Consider the following 15,403-nt stretch of genomic DNA (forward strand, 5'->3'; position numbering starts at 1 on the left):
AAAAACCTCGCGCCCCCCAAATAAAAAAACACCACTAGAAATAAATTCTATTATGTAACTATCACAACTCCAATGATAATTGCGTTGGAGCACTTACAATTCTAACCTTACATTTCATAACACCCTCAGATCGTTCCATCTGAAGAGTGAAAATATACTTATCGTCTTTCTTTTCACTATTTTCAAGAGTAATTACACTATTTGGAGTACTAAAATCATCGCCATAAATAGGTAGTGAAAACCTCAACTGCCTTTCAAAAATACCATTATTATCATGACGCTTGTCCGAATGAAAATCATTTGGATGTGGTGGCAAAAGTTCTGACTTACTTATTGTTTGTTCATATTTTTTTGTAGGTTCTTCAAAGTTATTTTTCCCTTCATCAGATAGACTCAAAGAGGGGCCTAGCGCTGTTTTACCAAGCATTATCCCATTATCGAACCCGCCTCTTTTTGCTTTTTTTGCTTTTCTTACACGTTCTATTTCCTTATTAGATATTTTTAATTCTTTAGTAAGAGCATTAATTATTTCTTGTAAATCAGCGATCTCTTCAATTATTTCATCGCTTGTTTTTGCATCAAAGACCTCAAGAGATTCCTCCACGACCTTTCTTTTCATTGCAGAAATTAACGCTTCACTTTTCAATTTTATTAGTCTAACGTCTTCTCCTTGAGAATTGATAAACTCAGGGATTTTGTCACGAACAAGTTTATTATATTCTATCTCCTCTTCGTCAGCTGCATATAAATCAGCACATTCTACTTTGCAACCCATTTTGGTGAGTAAATAATATGCATGAGAAAGAATTCCACCAGCTAATTCAACAACGATATTCTCTCTTTTAGCTAGATCAGCAAGCTCTTTAGCAAACTCAGGGTCTCTGACAAGTTCGGGTTCCATCGGATCAATTAATATTCTAGATATTTTAAATTTTTTGAAATTAGTACCCTTTAAATTTTCCCAATCATTTCTTGTTTTTATAGAAAAGAAGGCGTCTCCCATATTTTTCTTTTTTGGTGCAGACACTGGTGAGTTTTGTGATGAATCCCAGAACTCGTGATACCAAGGAATTACAGGGCTTGAAGAAGCATTATTATTAACGTCAATGAACCACATGATTACTACAGACTGATTTAATTTATTAGCTATAATTCTAGATGTCCACGCGATCTCATTGATCCATTCTTGCTTATTAATAGTCGCTTTCCAATCAAAACTTTTTGATGTTTGATGAAGAACCCATTGGCCATTATTATTTGGAGCAATAAATTTATCTTTATATCTCAAGCGCTCACGAACGATAAATTTTCCAGGCTTTTCCGAGGAAGCAGATATGGTCGACAATTTTGTATCTACGTCATATACATCGTGTGGATACCAATACAATCCTTCCGGGATCCCCCATAAAGACTCTATTCTGACTTTTCTTTTGTCAGGGTGCGCTAAACACCAAGCAGATGCAGATGCAGGTATAAAATGGTGAGCAATAAGACACAAGCCACTATCCTTTATATCAAGGCTTAATATCTTTTCCCTAAAGACTTCAATTAACCATTTTACAGCATCGTCTGTACTACGCAGTTCATCACTTCTGGGCAGCATTTGATGATGCTTAGAAGGAATATGAGTCCCATCGGTTCTAATTACTAACGGTTGCTTAGTTAATTGCTCTAAGTCACTTATTAATTCAGTAGAACATTGAGCCTCATTTAATAGCTTTGATAGAGTTTGGGCATCTTTTAAAATATAAAATTTCGTTCCTTTATAACCTAATTCTCTATACAGTTTGGCATTATTAAGTTTTCTATATACTTTATAATCGCCCTCGGATGCTGTGCTAAATAAATTCAAATGTTCACTTACGTTTTCGGTAATATATTCTTTAACTAAAGTTGTTGGATTAACTCCTTTTTCTACAGCATCACATTCGTCTGCCTGGACAATATACATTGTCCGTCCATCCCAAACCCATTCAAAATGAAGCCGAGATAACATATTATAAGCCCATACAGCAACTGATTTTAAACTATCAGCATAATGCATTCTGTATTCACAATTAAGTTCAGTTATCTCAGGAATTCTGGAGTCTCGCCATGCTCGTATAGACAATGAATTTCGTTCGCTTGAAGACTCACCACTACCTTCTATCTCTGTAATCCAGTCACGGGGTACTTTACTCAGCCGTCTTTCATTTGAGAGATGACCTTTCATTTGCGGTGAAATAAAGATTTGAATCACCCAATGGATTTTATTTAAATCTAATTTTTCGTATCTTGATAACAATACTGACTTTAAATTTGATATAGTTAAAAGAACATCATTAGCATTACATACCTGAGACTCTAACGATCCACGATCATCAATTGACTCATCAATTCCACTAGAACGGACAATTAGCTGTGTCGCAGATGAGATTTCAAATTCTTTTAAAAAACCCTCTAAGCAATTAATAGATTCTGGATTATTGCTAGAAATAACAAAGAAAGGAGGAGTCCATTTATTAGGTATAGAACATAATCCAAACGCTTTAAGGCCAACTCTATCAGGAAGAATATCTTCAATATTAAGATGAATAATATTATTATTTTCTATAATATTTATTGGATTCAGAGGAGTGAATTTTGTTTTAACAACGGAACTCATTATAAGATCCTTAATTTATTTTTTATCTGTACCAAATACTGTATTAGCTACTTCCTGCATTTTTGCTAAAGCACTATCAGCAAAGTAACCTGAGATAAAACCCAAAGAAAAATAAAATGTTGACGATGATGACTTCATGCTTAACCCAAGCATCCCTGAATCTATTAGGGAACCAATAGCTAGAGCCAAAACACCAGCCAAGAAAGGTGTAAAGATACGCCATAAGCGTCTATCAAGATTCCAATATCCTCGAGCAACTACCTTATAAAGATACTTTATACCAAACATTGTTCCACCGAGCATTCCCCCAAAATAAAACAATGCAAATTGGTTGAATCTTTTAATACTGCAGGTTTGACAATCTCCTGCTAAAATCGAAAAAGCAGTTCCGCGCCATATTAAGAATATCATTACCAATGTAAATAAAAGAATCACACCCACAAATATGGCATCAAAACATATATGATTTATGGCTTCTTTTGGCCATCTGCTCTTCCAATCAAGTTCTTTGCGTCCATCATGGTTGATATTATCTGCAGGGGGAGAAAATGCAGTAGAAGCTGGAGTATCGTCATCTCTTTGCATAACATTCTCTTCTGTGAGTTCTATATCAAAAAGCATTAACTTCAGAATGGTTATTCTTTAGCTCTTCAAAAGTACTAGCGCTTAATTCATTCATTTTGAATTCTTTATAGTTATACTTTTCAGCAATACCCAACTCTTTAGCAATAACTTTTCGGAAAAACTGAGAAACCTCATCGCCCAAGAGGCAAATAATACCCTTAGAATTTCCAGCATCATAACTATCAGAAACAAAAAGATATTCTTGCCCCTGCGAAATTTCTTTTATAGCCGAGACTTTACATTCAAACCATTTGAGTTTATCGGAAAACAACTTAGCAGAATTAGTTAACGAGAAATGTAACGGAACAACATGCAGATGCGCATGAGCGGTCCCACAACTAGTTAGGGAGTTTTCTTTAATTGAACCATGTTCAAAAATAGTAACTTTCCCATAGCGCAGTTCAAGATTTCTAACCACTTCAGAAGTAAATTCCCAAAAACTATCTTCAAGATAGCTCTCTTTCAGATTAAGAACATGTTTTTTGGGGCAAACCAAAGCCCACCCCGGAACTAACGATCCAAGTGATACGAGAGCTGCATGATGCTCGTCAAAAAGCCACGGACTATCAATGTCAATGCTAATATTTTTGTTTACAATTTCACAAAATCTGCATTTGCATGAAATTTCTTGTGAATTTTTACTAGGGATATAGACCATTACCTTTGTCTCCCATGTTCCAAAACAACAGATACTTTCACTTTATGACCATAATTTTTTAAACCATTGACGGTAGTATATCAAGAAAGTCAACAAGTTGATAGGATTAAGCAACGTTCTTCTAATGCTTGAACCCTCACCTGCGACTGACCCAGTTTTGGCAGTAATAAAAAATCCTGAATCTATCCAATTATTATATGTGTCTTTTCTGAAAAAAAGTGAGTGCAAGTCAGTTGGCGGTTAAAAATCATACAGTCTTCAAAGCTACAATTATATTAAGTTATCAAAAAGTGGTGTGTAGATTGATCATTCCCTAACTATTTTCGGCAAGAAATACTTCTTATGCTGGCATGGATTGATAAATTCAAAAGAGACAATCCATGCGGTTTTATGAGTCTAAATACAGGTGAGTAACTGAAGCAATTTTTAAGTGCCCCCTATTAATTCACAAAACCCATTTAAAAACTAACCCTGCTACTTTTTAAATATCTCAGAATAATCGAAATCCCAAATTTTCCTATCAACTCCGGTAGTAGCGGTTGCTTTGAAAAATAATGTCTGCAATCCCTTATAATAAAAAGAAAGCACAGCTTTATTTTCATCTTTATCCAACCAATTTCTTGTAATCATTCTAAAGAATTCAATATGTTTTATGAAAACATCTTTATTTAACGCACGTCTTAAACCAGAAACTGATTCTTCGTTATTTTTTTTCTGCTGAATTTTTTCTTCAATGGATATTATTTTTGGCCTAATTACTGAAAGATACAATTCTTTAGTAAAACCATTATTCAATATATCTTCATTTTCCCAGAATGAAGCATCATCATCGTTAAATGTTTTTTCGCAATGTTCAAAAATTAACTGTTCTGGAGCTTTCCCCCCAGGTAAAGCCACAATACCCTTATTCAAATCGGAGCCATGATCACCATCCAAAACGCAAATTGACTTTAATGATGTTTCTTTCAAATGTGGATCGGAAAAAATTGTTTTTAAATTATCGGCACCAATGGAACAATCAACAAGGTGGAGATAGCTTTCAACAATCGCTAACTTGCTATTTTTACTAATCCAGTATGAAAATATTTCTTTAAAAAGAAATCTTGCTTCACGATCTTCAGTAAATATTGGTATTTTATTTCGTGTATAGGTTTCGTCCTTAGTTTGTGTTTTTAAATGCATAGTTATTTTTAAAAGGTTTGGCTCTTCCATAAGCAACACTTTAGTAATGTTATTTATTAAATATATGACACAATACTTTTTATGAAAGGCATGTTCTAATAAAGTTAAACTATGCGTAGTAAAGAAAACCTGAATTTTAAAAGCTTTCGCATATTCATGTATCTTATCAAGAAGTCTAATTTGTAGCGATGGATGTAAAGTTGCATCAAACTCATCAATTAATAGAATACTTTCCTTACTATCATTGGACTCAATTAGTGATTCAAAGTAGTAGCGCAGACTGACTAGTGCTTTAACTATTATAAAAAGATTATCTTCACCAGAAGATATAGTATTTGAGTCAATCTCTGGATTATCCGTATCAAAAGAAGGCCCAGATTTAAAATCCCCAATGTTATTTGATTGAATATTTGTTATATTAATACCTAAAAAATCTTTATATATATTGGAAATAATTTCCACATATTTCTCAGGCAGGTTTAACGGTATTGCTGTAAGATCCCCATCTTTTGTCTCTCCAATCGGAAAAAGTCTTGAAAGGCCAAGATATAAAACTGGTTTTGAAGGAAGGGATTGCTTAACCCCCCCTCTAGGATATAAAGGCTTAATAGCATATCTATGAGCTTCATCAGGGTTTTTAGAATTATGCTTTCGAAAATCGAGTGTTGTATCGTCTAAGTAATTGATAGAGAATAAATTTCCTTTAGTCCCTTCTGCCGGGTCTGTATAATTTTTGGATTCTCTAACGATAGCTTCCATTTTAGGATTCGCTATTTTATTTATTGTTTTAATTACTTTGAGACAATTGGTATTTGCGTAGTTAGGTGACCGAATAAGTGGCATTTGAAAACTATTACTAATTAAATGGAGTAGTGTTGTTTTACATGTACCATTAGTTCCAGAGATTAGATTAACACAATCATCAAAAGAAAAATTGATATTTATGAGTTTCTTAAATTTTCTGAAATCAATTTCTTTTATCATTTCATCACCTTCTTAAACTCCAATTTTTGGAGCAATCAATCCATTGTTATATATAATTACCTCTGACCCTTTTTTCTTGTCTTGAGCTGTATAACTTAACGAGTAATCAGCCATACGAAAAGACTTGTAAATCTCTTTAATCTCATCAACATTATCATATGAAACAATCCAAGGTGACTTTATAGCCTCAAGTACTTTGGCAATTTTCACATGATCTTCATGCTGATAAAAGTTTCTATAAAGTTCAGCTCCCTTAACATAGTAAGGAGGATCTAAATAAATAAGTTTTTTATTAGGTAACGGTTTTACCTTTTCAAAGATAAAATCAATTGCATCAAGGTTCGACACATGGACTTTATCTTTTAAAGTCCCAATTAATTTAATCCTCTTTATAAGATCCTGCTTATTAAAGCGGGCATCTAACTTCCATTTCCCACTTTGCGTTTTACCACCAATTACTCCTGCTTTGAGGATACCCGAGCGATTAGTTCTATTGAGGAAAAATGTAGCAAAAGCAGTATCAATTATATTATGCTCTTCATTATTTAATAGAATCTGACGTTGAAAATGCCAATTTTCAATCGTAACAGAAGCTTCTTCTATCATTTCACATAATTTTTCATTGTGATTTATTACCGCAAACCAGAATGCATAAATAGCTGGATCAATATCATTAATATAAATATCTGTTACAAGCCCGTTTATTAGAAGCCCTAATGCAACTCCCGCACCGCCTGCATATGGTTCGGCATAGCTACCACCGACAAGATCATTATGTTGAATGACTTGCTCAATATGGTGTGAAAATTTTGCCTTACCTCCCGGATAACGGAGGGGAGTTTTGAAATGAGAAGGTTTAGACATCCGTCAACCACGCTAAAAAAATAATCGTAATCTTAACATATTTTTGCGAGTTCTATCTATATAAAGAAATAACCATAACTATATGAATTTAAAGATATTTATTTTATTTCAATTCTTTGGCTGTGTAAAAAGTAGCTTGACATCGTTTAGTGATCAAGCATGTGTAGGCTAAAAGTATTTGTGCTCTTCGCTACCAACGATGCACTGTGGGACGAGCCCCTCCACCGAAGGTCAAAAGATAACATTCTTATACTACTCCAAAGCTCTTACCCTTTAGCAAGATATTAAAAAAGCCCAATTCACGCTTAGAGTGACAGCCCAAACATACTCATAAATAGCATATTATTTTAACTTTCTGATATAGGGGTCAGTCTGGGGGTCTTGACAGGATGAAGATTCAAGTTTAGCTTACTTATTAGCCAGTTACTGGCAAAGGCGATCCCAGTCAGAGGAGCCAAATTAGAAAGGCCCGCTTAAGGAAACTTAAGCGGGCCTTTTGCTTTTTATACGCCGGAGCCCCTGCCTGTATGGCGTTGAGGCGATCAGTGAACGTGAAAACCTTCCCGATGCATTTTCAGTTTTCCCTCCGCATCGGGAGAATTTGGTGGTCAGATTTGGGGTCAGGTGAGTTCGATGACGCAGTGACCCCCAAATATCTCTTAACGATTCAAAAATCCGCAAATTAAACCATCCGCAAAAATCCTTTAAACACGTTGCCCCGGCATCCGTAATTTCTATAAACCAATGAGTGAAAATACGGTTAATAAGCCGCTGAGGCAGATTGAACTCACAAGTGAACCAGTCCGCCATCCACAGCGTACTGGCTTCCGGTTACGTAAGACGCATCATCTGAGAGCAGAAAAAGTGCGACGGCAGCCGCTTCATCAGCTGTACCGGCTCGTCTGAGAGGCACCTGGCTTACTACAAAATCTTCAAACTGTTGCCGAGACTCCTCGGGCATGAAGTGTCTAAAATTAGTCTCGACAGGCCCTGGCACCAGCGTGTTGGCGCGAATGTTGCGTGTAGCCAGCGAGGCGGCCCAGCTTTTTACCATGGCGACAACGGCACCTTTTGTTGCAGCATATAAGCTCGTCATTGGCGCACCTTCATAGACTGAAGACGATGCAGTGACCAACACTGATGCACCTGGGTTCAAAATGTTGGAAAGTGATGCAAGCTGGAGCATAGGCCCGCGAACATTGGCATTCATCATGCGATTAAAGGCGTCGGCCGTAACGGATTCCGGTGCACCAACCTCTGCGTAACCCGCATTCAGCCACAATCCGTCGAGGTGCCCCCAGCCGCAGACTGCCGTTGCGAGCGCATCAATATCTGCCTCACTTGCAGCATCACTTTTCAGGATCAGTGCAGTGTCCGGCAACAGCTTACGGGCCCGGGCCAGACGTTCTTCACTCAGCCCTGTGATGGCAACTTGTCCACCCTCTTTCACAATTCGCAGCGCTCCTGCCAGCCCCATACCGCTGGTGCCCCCCGTTATAAGTACACGTTTACCGTGAAATCTTCCCATAATGACTCCCCTTTAATCGTTATAACCGCCATTTACCTTACGAAAGAACTCCATTACTGCCCATCCCTTCTGAGGGCTTCACAACTACCGGCAGTTAAAGCCGGAGAAGTACTGTTTCCTTTGCTTAATGATCTGAAAGACTGAATTCCAAATACCCGGGCGATCCGCAAACCAGCAACATAACAATAACAGATGCGGACACCCGCAATCTGATTTCAGCTCCGCTCACTGCACTCGCAGAAATGAGCACGACAGGAATGAGGTCGAGGCCTTTCTCGGTCAGCGTGCAGAAATCTTTGCGCCTGTCGTCGGGGCCGGGCACTCTCGCAAGAATGCCCTGCTGCTCAAGAAAAGCCAGCCGGGACGGGAAAAACCACAGACCCTTGCCCTGTGACAAGGATCTGTGGTGAGACTGCACGACAAAAATACGCTTCAGCCATTCGTCCGGGACTGCTTACGCTAATTCCGTCCGTGCGTTCTGCTGTTGTTCATCGGGCCGTATCCTGAACCAGATGGCATACATTGCCGGCAGGAAGACCAGCGTGATGATAGTGCCGCCAAACGTCCCGCCAATCAGCGTATAAGCCAGCGTTCCCCAGAACACCGAGTGGGTCAGCGGGATAAACGCCAGAATGGCCGCCATCGCCGTCAGCAACACCGGTCTGGCCCGCTGCACTGTTGCCTCCACCACCGCATGGAATGGCGGCAGCCCTTCCTGTTCGTTGTGATGGATCTGCCCTATCAGGATCAGGGTGTTACGCATCAGGATGCCCGACAGCGCGATTAAGCCGACCAGCGCATTGATGCCAAACGGCTGGTTAAAGAGCAGCAGCGTTGGCACCACCCCAATCAGCCCCAGCGGCGCGGTGAGGAAGACCATCACCATCGCCGACATTGACCGCACCTGCAGGATAATAATCAACAGCGTCATGGCAATCATGATCGGGAACAGCGGTGCCATCGCCTCGGTGGCTTTCCCGGATTCTTCAATAGAACCCGCCTGCTCGATACGGTATCCGGCCGGGAGCGTATCAATGACCGGCTGTAACGCTTTGATCATTGCCGTGGAGACATCCGGCGGCTGCAGGTTTTCGGCAATGTCTCCCCGCACGGTAATGGTCGGCGTACGATCGCGACGGCGCAGAACAGGATCTTCCATTTGCACCTCAACCTCCCCGATCTGCGACAGCGGAATGCGCTGGCCGGAAGAACCCACTAAGGTAAAACCGGCGATTTTTTCCGGATCAAGCCGGATATCTCCTGCCGCCCGCCCCATCACCTGCACCGAACGGATATCTTCACGCACCGAGGTGATCGGAACCCCTGAAAGCAGGAACTGAAGCTGCTGTGCGACCGCATTCGATGTCAGCCCCACCGCCTGCAGGCGATCCTGATTGAGCGTGAAATGCAGCGCCGGTACACGCGGCCCCCAGTCGGTGTTGACGGTCCTCATCATCGGGCTGGCCTGCATCACCTTTTCGACCTTGTCTGCAATTTCGCGCAGTTTATCAGGATCCGGCCCCATCACCCGGTAGGCCACCGGATAAGGAGAATACGGACCGAACACCAGTTGGGTCACACGCACGCGCGCCTCAGGTGCCAGGCCGCTGGCCACCGCTTCACGTAGCCTGAACTTGAGCGCCTCGCGTGCTTCCTGACTGTCCGTCAGCACGACAATTTTCGCAAACGACGGATCAGGCAGCTCAGGCGCCATGGCCAGATAAAAACGCGGTGACCCCTGCCCGATGTAGGACGTGACGATTTTTGCCTCTTTCTGCTTTCTCAGCCAGGCTTCGATTTTCGCCGTGGTGGCGCTGGTCTGCTCAATAGAAGTGCCATAAGGCATCTGCACTTCAACCAGTACTTCCGGGCGGTCAGAGGTCGGGAAAAATTGTTTTTTCACCAGCCCCATGCCAAGTATAGCGACCGTAAAGACGGCAATAACGGTACCGGCGACTATCCACTTGCGCGCGATGACGCGGGTCAGCACCCGGCGAAAACGGTTGTAATGACGGGTGTCGTAAATCGCCGCATGCCCGCCCTCCACCCTTTTGATTTTCGGCAACATTTTCACGCCCAGATAAGGCGTAAACACCACCGCCACAATCCAGGAAGCAATCAGGGCGATACCGACAATCCAGAACATGTTGCTGGTGTATTCACCGGCAGTGGACTGGGCAAAACCGTTGGGCATGAATCCGACGGCGGTGACCAGCGTGCCTGCCAGCATCGGGGCTGCCGTGTGACTCCAGGCATAGGCCGAGGCTTTGATGCGGTCGTAGCCCTCTTCCATTTTCACCACCATCATCTCGATGGCGATGATGGCATCATCGACCAGCAACCCGAGCGCCAGGATCAGCGAGCCCAGGGTAATACGGTCAAAGTTTTTGCCGGAAGCCTCCATCACCACAAAGACAATTGCCAGCGTCAGCGGCACCGCGGCGGCAACCACCACGCCCACGCGCCAGCCCATACTGACGAAGCACACCACCATCACCACCAGCAGCGCGACAAAGAATTTGATCATGAACTCGTCAACGGCGGAGCTGATGTTGACTGACTGATCGGTGACCTTGGTCAGGGTCATGCCCAGCGGCATGCCCTCATTGATTTTGGCCGTTTCCGCATCCAGCGCCTTACCCAAATCCAGACCGTTCCAGCCGTCGCGCATAACGATGCCCAGCAGCAGCGCCGGTTCACCCTGATTGCGGATCAGGAAGGTCGCAGGATCTTCGTAGCCCCGTTCAACGGTTGCCACGTCAGAAAGCTGCAAGGTTCTGCCCTGTACGACGATGGGCGTTTCGCGGATTTTCTCCAGTTTGTCGAAGGCGCCATCCAGGCGGATAAAGACCTGCGGCCCTTTGGTATCAATCGAACCGGCGGGCGTCAGGACGTTCTGGCTGTTGAGGGCGGAGAAAATATCCTGAGGCGAAATACCCAGCGTGGCCAGCCGGTCATGCGAGAACGACACAAAGATGCGTTCGGCCTGTTCGCCGATGATATTGACCTTCTTGACCCCCGGCACATGCAGAATTTGCTGGCGCAACGATTCCGCATCGCGCACCAGCAGTCGCTGTGGCTCCCCTTTGGCCTTCAGCGCAAAGAGCGCAAAGGTCACGTCAGAGAATTCATCATTGACCATTGGCCCGATGACGCCTGCTGGCAGGTTTTTGGTCTCATCCCCCAGCTTCTTACGTGCCTGATAAAACTCTTCCTGCACCTGTGAAGGCGGTGTGCTGTCCTTCAGCGAAAGCATGGTAAAAGCCAGACCGGGACGCGTGTACGTCTCGCTGCGGTCATACCACTTCAGCTCCTGCATACGCTTTTCCAGCGGTTCAGCCACCTGATCCTGCATTTCCTGCGCGGTGGCACCCGGCCAGGCAGAAATAATGGTCATCTGCTTGACCGTAAACGGCGGATCTTCAGCCCGTCCCAGTTCAAAAAACGAAAGAATACCGGCCACGGTAATCAGGATAATCAGGAACAGCGTGATTGAGCGCTCACGCACGGCGAGCGCAGAAAGATTGAATCGCCCCGCGCTCATGGCTGGCTCCCGGCGACGCTGGCATCGCTTTGTTCGGCCAGGCGTACGGCCTCACCGTCATGCAGCAGATGCGCCCCGAGAGCGACCACCTGCTCTCCCGGCTTAAGGGAACCGGTCACCCTCGCCGCATCGTCACCCAATCCCTGCACCTGCACGGGCCGCCATGACACTTTGGCGGGCTTACCCGAAATCTCCCAGACACCCGGCCCTTTGCCCGGATCATAGATGGCCGCTAAAGGCACCTGCATCACCTGGCCCGGTAATTTATCGTCTGCAATATGCAGCGTCACGGTGGATCCCAGCGGGGCATTCGCCAGTGCTCCCTCAAGTACATATCTCGCCTCGAAGGTACGGGTTAGCGGATCTGCCGCATCGGAAAGGAGCCGCAGTTTCGCAGGGACAGCCTGTTTACCGGTACCGTACAACGTTGCTTCGGCCTCGCTTCCGGCAACCGGGCGTAACGTCTCAGGCAACTGCACGATGGCCTCGCGTTGCCCTGCTCTGGCCAGCCGGACCACTGGCTGCCCGGCACTGACAACCTGACCAGGTTCAGCCAGCGTATCCATGACCACGCCGTCGGCGTCAGCCAGCAGCACGGCGTAGCCCGTGGCGTTTTGCGCCACATTGGCCTGGGCCTGAGCCGCACTGAGTTCCGCTTTGGCCGTATCGGCGGCGGCCTTTATCTGATCGTAGGCCGATGCCGACACTGCGCCTGCAGCGACCAGACCGCGATAGCGCACCTCGTCATCAGTCGCTTGTCTTGCACGGGCCCGTGCCGCCGCGACGGTCTGTTGCTGAGCCTGTGCCTGCAGACTCAGGTCAACCGGATCCAGACGCATCAATGGCTGACCGCGTTTAACGGTCTGGCCGGTATCGACCAGGCGTTCAAGGATTTTGCCCTGCACTCTGAAACCGAGGTCGCTTTGAATCCGGGCGACAACAACGCCGGTAAATGCGCGGGAGGCATCGGCAGCACTCACCACGGTCGCAGACCTGACCAGAGGAGGCTGAGTACGGGGATCGTCGGTGCCGGAAGAGTCGCCGCAGGCCACAAGGGCAAGCGGCAACAGGCAAACAGCAAAGGTGGCAGGATTAAGCCTGAGCATGGGTTCCCTTAATTGAATTAGCAGGACAGTAACCGCATTCTCAGACTAGTGACCAATAATGTCAATAGTCACCACTCAGGGTGACAGACTTCTCAGTATCAGTGAGGACAGGAGTGCCGCAGCCGCCGGTGCCGTTTCCAGATTGTATTGCAACTGTACCGGACTGATGTAAGGCCGCATGACCAGATATATCGCGTGCGCCGCCTCATCCAGCGGCGTTTTTCGTTCAAACTCGCCCGCCTGCCGCCCTTCAACAATGATTTGTTCAATCAGTGTTCTCAGACGCTCTTCATGAGCCTCTGCCGACGGCCACTTATCCCGCGCCGCCACGGCAGCAATGTCATAAAGCTTGCGATCGTGAAAAAACAAATCACTGCCGGCTTCAGTCAGTGCCCTGAATAAACGCCGCAATTTTTCGGAGGCCGACGGGGCATCTGCAATCGCTGAATTGACAATCGCCATGATCATCGCCAGCCGGTTAGTGCAGATCACCTCGCCGATCGCCTGCTTGGAATCGAAAAATTTATAGATGTAGGATTTTGAAAACCCTATTGATTTAGCCAGTTCTGACACCGTGGTTTTCTCGTAACCAAAATGCCCGAAATGCTCTGTGGCAGCGTCAACGACCTGATCACGCACACTGTGATCTGATGGCCCCCTTGGGGGATGTACATTTATGTGTTTAGTCATTTTTCCAGCTTAGCTCAATGAGCCCTGATTGACAACGAGTGACCATTTGGTAATGTAGTCACACTTCAAAACTGACTCAAGGAATATCAATGTTCCCCCTCCGTACTCTTGCACTGGTGGTGAGCAGCGCCTTACTGGCGGGTTGCGCCGTCGGGCCGGATTATCATCGCCCGGATGCCCCCCTTCCTGAACGCTATCAGGCACAGTCTGCCGTCCAGCAGAGAAGCGCCTCCAGACCCGCCAGTTTTGCCGTCTGGTGGGACGGCTTCGGCGATCCCCTGTTAAGTCAGTACGTTACCGACGCCCTCGCGCAGAATCTCGATCTCGCACAGGCCACCGCCCGCATGGCCCAGTCACGCGCCGGACTGGGCGCGGCCACAGCAGCGCTGTTACCTTCAGGGAACGTCAGCGGGCAAGCGGCACGCGCGTATCAGTCGGCCGAAACCCCGCTGGGTCAGGTTCTCAGCGCAACACCGGATTATAATCGCTACGGCAATAGCTATGAAACCGATCTCAACGCAAGCTGGGAGATTGACGTTTTTGGGGGGCTGCGACGCGGGCGTCAGGCTGCACTGGCTGACTATCAGGCTTCCGAAGCGGGTGTCACCGCCACCCGTCTTGCCGTCGCGGCTCAGACTGCCGATACCTATATCACCCTGCGCGGATTACAAACCCGGCTGTCCATCGCGGAGAAACAGGTCAGTACGCAGCAGGAACTGCTGGAAAAGGTACAACTCCTGAATGCTAAAGGACTGGCTCCGGCGTATCAGGTTCGCCAGACCGAAGGGGAACTGGCGCAGGTTCAGGCAACCGTACCGGTTCTCCGTACCGGGCTTGATGCGGCCATGAATGCATTAGATGTCATGCTCGGCACGCCTCCCGGCACCCATCGCAGTGAGTTAGCGTTGCCGGGTGCCATACCGCAGGCTCCGCAGATAACCTCAACGGGCACACCTGCCGACCTGTTGCGCCGCAGACCCGATATTATCGTGGCGGAGCGCCATCTCGCGGCGTCGAGTGCACGTATCGGCGTGGCGGTCAGTGAGTATTATCCGAAGTTTTCACTCAGTGCCCTGCTCGGCAGCGCGACGGCTGTGTCGGGCGACAACCTGTTCTCCGGCGGTGCCAGCCAGTCGGCAGCCGTGCTGGGACTGCGCTGGCGGCTCTTCGATTTTGGTCGCATCAACGCCCAGATAGATCAGGCGAAAGGCCAGGAAGCCGAAGCGCTCGCGGCCTATCGCCTGTCGGTATTACGCGCCACCGAAGACGTCGAAAATGCTTTCTCTGCTCTGGTCAATCGTGAAACACAGGCCGCCACGCTGACCCGCGGTGAAACCGCCCTGGCCAGCGCCCGCCAGTCATCTTTTATCGCTTACCGGCAGGGAACGGCCAGCCTGATGGACGTCCTGCACAACGATGAAAACCTGTTACAGGCTTCCGACGCCAGGGCGCAGGCGCAGACAGAATCTGCGCGCGCGGCTGTTGCAACGTTCAGGGCGCTCGGCGGAGGCTGGCAGCCACCGGAAACGGCCACACCATAAGATGCCGCAGATCTTCCCTTACTTGTGTCACAGACGTG

General features: G+C 46.2%; 10 protein-coding genes. 1 reads left to right on the forward strand and 9 read right to left on the reverse strand.

Annotated features, from left to right (window positions below; genetic code table 11):
* Positions 1–61 precede the first annotated feature (61 nt).
* The 9 genes from LC431_RS05095 to LC431_RS05135 all read right to left on the reverse strand — a co-directional run bounded on the left by LC431_RS05095 (position 62) and on the right by LC431_RS05135 (position 13,824).
* On the reverse strand, positions 62–2,644 hold the full coding sequence (locus tag LC431_RS05095; RefSeq protein ID WP_223509374.1) for a hypothetical protein: 2,583 nt from the start codon (positions 2,642–2,644) through the stop codon (positions 62–64).
* 15 nt (positions 2,645–2,659) lie between these two features.
* A complete protein-coding gene (locus tag LC431_RS05100) occupies positions 2,660–3,229 on the reverse strand; it encodes a hypothetical protein (protein ID WP_223509376.1) in 570 nt (189 codons plus the stop codon).
* A gap of 25 nt (positions 3,230–3,254) precedes the next feature.
* Positions 3,255–3,926 carry an HIT family protein gene (locus tag LC431_RS05105; protein ID WP_223509377.1) on the reverse strand — a complete coding sequence of 224 codons (672 nt, stop codon included), beginning with the start codon at positions 3,924–3,926 and terminating at the stop codon, positions 3,255–3,257.
* Positions 3,927–4,400: 474 nt separating this feature from the next.
* Positions 4,401–6,092, reverse strand: coding sequence for an AAA family ATPase (locus LC431_RS05110; protein WP_223509378.1), 1,692 nt, complete (start codon positions 6,090–6,092; stop codon positions 4,401–4,403).
* 12 nt (positions 6,093–6,104) lie between these two features.
* The gene (locus LC431_RS05115; RefSeq protein WP_223509379.1) at positions 6,105–6,956 is read right to left on the reverse strand and encodes a DNA adenine methylase; all 852 of its coding nucleotides are present in this window, start codon (positions 6,954–6,956) and stop codon (positions 6,105–6,107) included.
* Between the two features lie 787 nt (positions 6,957–7,743).
* Positions 7,744–8,484, reverse strand: a complete 741-nt coding sequence (locus LC431_RS05120; RefSeq protein WP_223509380.1) for an SDR family oxidoreductase — start codon at positions 8,482–8,484, stop codon at positions 7,744–7,746.
* Between the two features lie 454 nt (positions 8,485–8,938).
* Positions 8,939–12,028 carry an efflux RND transporter permease subunit gene (locus tag LC431_RS05125; protein ID WP_223509381.1) on the reverse strand — a complete coding sequence of 1,030 codons (3,090 nt, stop codon included), beginning with the start codon at positions 12,026–12,028 and terminating at the stop codon, positions 8,939–8,941.
* On the reverse strand, positions 12,025–13,134 hold the full coding sequence (locus tag LC431_RS05130; protein WP_013575228.1) for an efflux RND transporter periplasmic adaptor subunit: 1,110 nt from the start codon (positions 13,132–13,134) through the stop codon (positions 12,025–12,027). The genes LC431_RS05125 and LC431_RS05130 overlap by 4 nt, the downstream gene beginning before the upstream one ends.
* Positions 13,135–13,209: 75 nt before the next feature.
* Positions 13,210–13,824, reverse strand: a complete 615-nt coding sequence (locus LC431_RS05135; protein ID WP_013575227.1) for a TetR/AcrR family transcriptional regulator — start codon at positions 13,822–13,824, stop codon at positions 13,210–13,212.
* A gap of 89 nt (positions 13,825–13,913) precedes the next feature.
* On the opposite strand from LC431_RS05135, the gene LC431_RS05140 reads away from it, so the two are divergent.
* Positions 13,914–15,365 (forward strand): efflux transporter outer membrane subunit, encoded by a 1,452-nt coding sequence (locus LC431_RS05140; protein ID WP_223509382.1) that lies wholly within the window; start codon positions 13,914–13,916, stop codon positions 15,363–15,365.
* The last annotated feature ends 38 nt before the right edge of the window (positions 15,366–15,403 follow it).

The organism is Rahnella sp. GSA61A, assembly GCF_019969905.1.
Classification (GTDB): Bacteria; Pseudomonadota; Gammaproteobacteria; order Enterobacterales; family Enterobacteriaceae; genus Rahnella; species Rahnella aceris.